Annotated in this window: 3 protein-coding genes; 2 read left to right on the forward strand and 1 reads right to left on the reverse strand. The window is 56.7% G+C overall.

Features of this window, described 5'->3' with window-relative positions:
* The coding region (locus AC5RTT_RS20315; protein ID WP_494146671.1) for a recombinase family protein at window positions 1-542 on the reverse strand (542 nt) is incomplete at its 3' end.
* A 271-nt stretch (window positions 543-813) separates the two neighbouring features.
* Between AC5RTT_RS20315 and AC5RTT_RS20320 the strand changes: the two genes are divergently transcribed.
* Together AC5RTT_RS20320 and AC5RTT_RS20325 are read left to right on the forward strand one after the other, a co-directional pair.
* Window positions 814-1,206 carry a hypothetical protein gene (locus AC5RTT_RS20320; protein ID WP_494146672.1) on the forward strand — a complete coding sequence of 131 codons (393 nt, stop codon included), beginning with the start codon at window positions 814-816 and terminating at the stop codon, window positions 1,204-1,206.
* Between the two features lie 1,099 nt (window positions 1,207-2,305).
* Window positions 2,306-2,758 (forward strand): DUF6278 family protein, encoded by a 453-nt coding sequence (locus AC5RTT_RS20325; RefSeq protein WP_494146673.1) that lies wholly within the window; start codon window positions 2,306-2,308, stop codon window positions 2,756-2,758.
* Window positions 2,759-2,855 lie beyond the last annotated feature (97 nt).

The raw sequence follows: 2,855 nt of genomic DNA on the forward strand, positions 1-2,855 counted from the left end.
CCTTCGCCGTTCAATTCCCCAACCGACTCCCGATCTGACCACCCGGCAGACCGGACAACCGACCGGTCCCTTACACAGAAAACTTGACACCCCCAAAGCTTCGGCTTTTTGCCCCGTAACCTGCCTTTCGCCTTGGCGATCTTCATTCCTTCCTTTGTCCGCAACCGGATCAGGTCCCCTTCGAACTCGGCGACCATGGCCAGGACATTGAACATGAGTTTGCCCATGGGGTCGGTGGGATCGTAGACGGAGCCGCCGATACTAAGTTTCACCCCTCTCGCCAGTAGGCCGTCAGTAATCTGGTGGGCGTCGCGTACCGAGCGTGCGAGCCGATCCAGTTTGGTGACCGCAAAGGTGTCGCCCGCCCGGGATGCAGCCAGCGCTTCCCGAAGACCCGGGCGGTTCGTAGTGGTTCCGGTCAGGCCGTGATCAACATAGATCCTGTCCGCTTCCACACCGAGTGATAAAAGAGCCTCGCGTTGCACGGTCAGGTCCTGCTCATCCGTGGAGACTCTGGCATATCCAATCATTAGTTCAGACATAAGGGCAGTGTCGTATAGCCTGCCCTCACCGGACAACGCTGCGGAGAGGTCTTATGGGACGGATTCGTCAGCCCCAACCAAAGCGGCACGTCAGAGGGGCCAAACCCCAGGAACGGACCGGCTAACGGGACGTTATGCGGACAGGGGCACTTTCGGACGTTTTTTCAAGGGCATCTATAGCGGACAGAGGGTCGCGTGCAGACGTTCGCCCTGCAGCATCAAACACTCATAGCCGTTTGCTATCGAGTCGGGTCACTGCCATTGTCAGACCATGGCACGAATAGCATCCGTCGGCCGTGGAGTGGATTCCAGGCTTCTAGCCGCCTTTTCCCTGACCACCGGGAGCCTGATTGGCTTGATTATCCAGCTAAGCAATGACAGGACACCGGGAACAGGCAATCTGTCGCCTGTCAGCATCATGTGCATTGCTTGGTTCGTGGCTCAACTCATCTGGCTGGTCGCTTTTGCGCGGCATAAGGAGCCGAGGGATGGGAAGTACCGCGTCGCATCGCAGATCCTTGGCGCGGCCTTTATAGCAGCGATGGCCGTGTATTTTTTTGTACAGGCGTTGAACGGGGTCGCCTTAGAGGTCCTTGGCTTCGGACTTGTTTTCATTTTCCTCATGGCGTCACTCTCGATACAGCATCGCTCGAAGAAGGTTTGACGCGTGCCCAGACTCTCCCCTGCACCGAGCCCGCTTCAGCTTCCTAGAAAGGTTTGGAGAAGCACTCCGGGAGACGAGCACATGCACGGTCAACTTCTGGCTCAGCCCGACCGCCTTGAGAGATAGTTATAGTCCCGATTCCGCGGGGCAGGACAAGGAGGCCCTATGCCGCATGCGGTCTTTTTCGGATTGATTGTAATTGCATTTGGACTACTCCAACTGGGCCTATCCCGAGTACTCCTCGGTGTGTACCGGAAAATTTATTCTCGCAGCTTCCCCGACGACGACAGCGTCAAGCGAAAGTGGGCACGAGATCGCATCTGGGGAGGCATCATACTGCTCACGGGATGCGGGTTTGTTGTTTACGGGCTTGTCGGAGGCAAAATCGTAGGCGAGTGAGGTGAAGATGTGAGCTTTGATGGCCGTCGTCGCACACAATCATCCAAAAAGCACGGTAATACTCTCTTCCACTGATCGGGGCAAGTTATGGAACGGCGCCCACTACGCGATAGTTGGCTGTGGCCAATTCTAATAATCTTCGCTGCACTCGCCTTCGTCCGATGGTTGATCGAGGACATCTGGAATTGGTATTAATGTCCCGTCGAAGATCCTAGAGCGGGCAATAACGCATAGCGGAGCGGAAAGATCGGGAACGATGTCCCGTTGACGGTTCGTCAACAAACGCAATGGGCTTGGGAACGGCCTACTCTGGCCGCGACTCGATCGGCGCGGAATGCCTGGTACCCCTCAACCCTTTTTCGCCCCTGCGAGACGAGACTGCTACTGCCATCGCGAAGACGACGGCGCAGGCTACAGGAACCGACAGAGCATCCGGAGCTACCGGGCTGAAGTTTCTAACTATCCATGCGACGCCCGAACCTACCGGGATCGCCGCAACTAGCCACAACCAAAACATCCCAATTCGGCGGGACCGCCCGATTACTTATGTTCCCCATTGCCGCAGCATAATATCGCCTTGAAAAGAATGCACTAGCTCCGCGAAAAAGCCGCCAACCCGTGATCTGCTGAATGATCGCGGCCAGGGTTCCGCTCTTGGTAATCCGACCAACGCGAAATGGGTGTGCTTAGGATGAGCTGCATGAGCAGCCCCGAAGATCCCGACGAACCTTTACAGGAACTGCCAGCGGGAATGCCGAGAAGGTACGCAGAATATAAGCCAGTCACTTCGGATGCCGTGCTATCCCCGCCAACGAACGTAGGCGGATACGACGACCTCCTCAGCTATTTCCGAGCGCGAGGTCAAACGCTGCCACGCAAAGCGGAAAGCCTCGCCACTCTTGATCAAACCATCAACGATGGTTTGTCGGCCGTTCTTGCCCGGCCTATCGGGATGTTCTACGGAGATCTCCTCACACACACTGTTCCCGGAGCCCACTGGGAAGTAGTTGAGGAGGGATACCCCTTGGTTCGGGTCAGCAGAAAGGTCTCCGTTGACGTCGTCCGAGTCGCGCTGAGGCGCCTGGCTACCCCGAAGCCCACCCTCGAACAAAACTATGCCCACGTCCTCGAACTCGTCAGGCAAGAACCGTAGAGGGTTCCGTGAAAGAGCTCATCCGTTGGGGGCGGAAGTCACCATGACGAGAGCGAGCGTTTCAGATTTGCTTAGCGATGACGTTGAAGAAAAGTTC

It is taken from the genome of Arthrobacter sp. Y3221157, assembly GCF_059089865.1.

Excerpts from the sequence above, each read along its gene's own strand:
- AC5RTT_RS20325 (WP_494146673.1), top strand. The coding sequence starts at position 2,306 with ATGAGCAGCCCCGAAGATCCCGACGAACCTTTACAGGAACTGCCAGCG.
- AC5RTT_RS20320 (WP_494146672.1), top strand. The coding sequence starts at position 814 with ATGGCACGAATAGCATCCGTCGGCCGTGGAGTGGATTCCAGGCTTCTA.